This is a genomic window from Ensifer sp., from assembly GCF_035999135.1.
Lineage (GTDB): Bacteria > Pseudomonadota > Alphaproteobacteria > Rhizobiales > Rhizobiaceae > Ensifer.
This window is the reverse complement of record NZ_DASYGZ010000190.1, coordinates 1-1,631: the sequence shown is the minus strand read 5'-3', so window position 1 is coordinate 1,631 and position 1,631 is coordinate 1. Positions and strand designations below refer to the sequence as shown.

Genomic DNA, 1,631 nt, shown 5'->3' with positions numbered 1-1,631 from the left:
ATGTGGCAGCGAAGTTGAACTGTCCGCGTTGGTGCAAAGTAGAAATGTCACTTTGGGCCGTCGCATGGCACGATGATCAGCCCCGATCGGAACGGCTGATCCGGTTGCAAGATCAGATCGGGGCGGGTGAAGGGCACCTCTTCGGCTTTAGCTTTGAGACTTAGCGACGACGGATCATTCCGCGGCATCAAGCTGGGAAAGGGCCTGCCGCCTGCGAGCAATGATTGCAGGATCGTTCGTGAAGTCTGTTCTTGGACCCGGTTTGCGGCCACGCGGTTTGTAGGCATTCTTCTCGCTGTTCGTCTTCACGGCCGGCCGCGTCTGCTGCTCCTGACGTTGCTTGATGTAGGCCAGGACATCGGAAAGCCGCTTGTTCTCGATGATTGCCGCATGCGTCACCCGCTGGTCCTTGTCGAATATTCTGTAGGGCAGGGAATGGCCCTTCCACCGCACATCCAATCGACCATCCGCATAGGCATAGGTCTCGACATAGCGACCGGCCAAACCACGTGTCACCTCGGTCTCCTCAAGCATGATCCGCTGGCGCTCGAACGAAAACGTCAGCTGCGCTCCGACATAACGCTGCTCGCGTTTGCACAGGATCTCGGCCAGCCGATCCGGCGCCAGGTTCATCGGCCGGTGCAGGTCATCGGGCCGGGCAGGGACGATCGAAAACCGCGCGTTGTAGTGTTCTGTGAAGCCAGGCAAAAAGGCATTGCCAGCCTCCATGTCGTCGATACCCGCCAGCCTTAATTCCTTGACCAGGCGATCTTGCAGCGTCCGGTTCATCCGTTCGACACGACCTTTGGCCTGACTGGAATTTGCGCAAAGAATCTCGATGTTTAGCTCGCAAAGTGCACGCCCGAACTGGGTCATGCCCTGGCCGCCCTTGGCATCCTTCTTCGCCACCCGAAACACCGAATGTTTGTCGGAGTAAAAGGCGACAGGTGCCCCATGATGCCTGAGGTACAGCGCCAGCGCTTCAAAGTAGGTGAAGGCGCTTTCCGAGCGCACAAACCGCAACTGCATCAACCTGCCCGTCGCGTCATCGACGAACACCAGAAGCGAGCACGGCGGCCCGCGATCTTCAAACCAGCGATGTTCCGACCCGTCAATCTGCACCAGCTCGCCATACGCCTCGCGTCGCAACCGTGGCTGATGAAACGTCCGTCGCTGCTTGCGCGACAGCCAAAGTCCGGCATCCGCCATCCATTGGCGCAGCGTCTCGCGCGACACCGTCAGACCATCAAGCTCCACCAGCTTCTCAGCCGCCAACGTCGGTCCGAAGTCCACGTAGCGTTCGCGCACGATCGCCATGGCATAATCCCGGACACCGTCGCTGATCCTGTTGTTCGAGGGCCGGCCGATTGCCTTGTGTCGGATCGAAGCCGCGCCGCCGGTGTTGATCCGCTCCAGCAACCGGCGAACTTGGCGCGTACTCAGCTCAAGCACATGCGACGCTGACACCAACGTCATGCGGCCAGCAATGACCTTCGACAAAACCTCAATCCGCTGCAGATCGCGTTCGCTCATCGCAATCAATCCCATCCGCAATCTCCCAGGTCATCAAAACCCGGGGAGAGTGACATTCCAACTTTGCAGGATCAGGACACTTTAACTTTGCGGCTACA

At 58.9% G+C, this 1,631-nt stretch carries 1 protein-coding gene; it reads right to left on the bottom strand.

The features are described from left to right. Positions 1-174 precede the first annotated feature (174 nt). Positions 175-1,548: an ISNCY family transposase gene (locus tag VGO12_RS24940; RefSeq protein WP_327515413.1), complete on the bottom strand. Its 1,374-nt coding sequence runs from the start codon at positions 1,546-1,548 to the stop codon at positions 175-177. Positions 1,549-1,631: the final 83 nt, after the last annotated feature.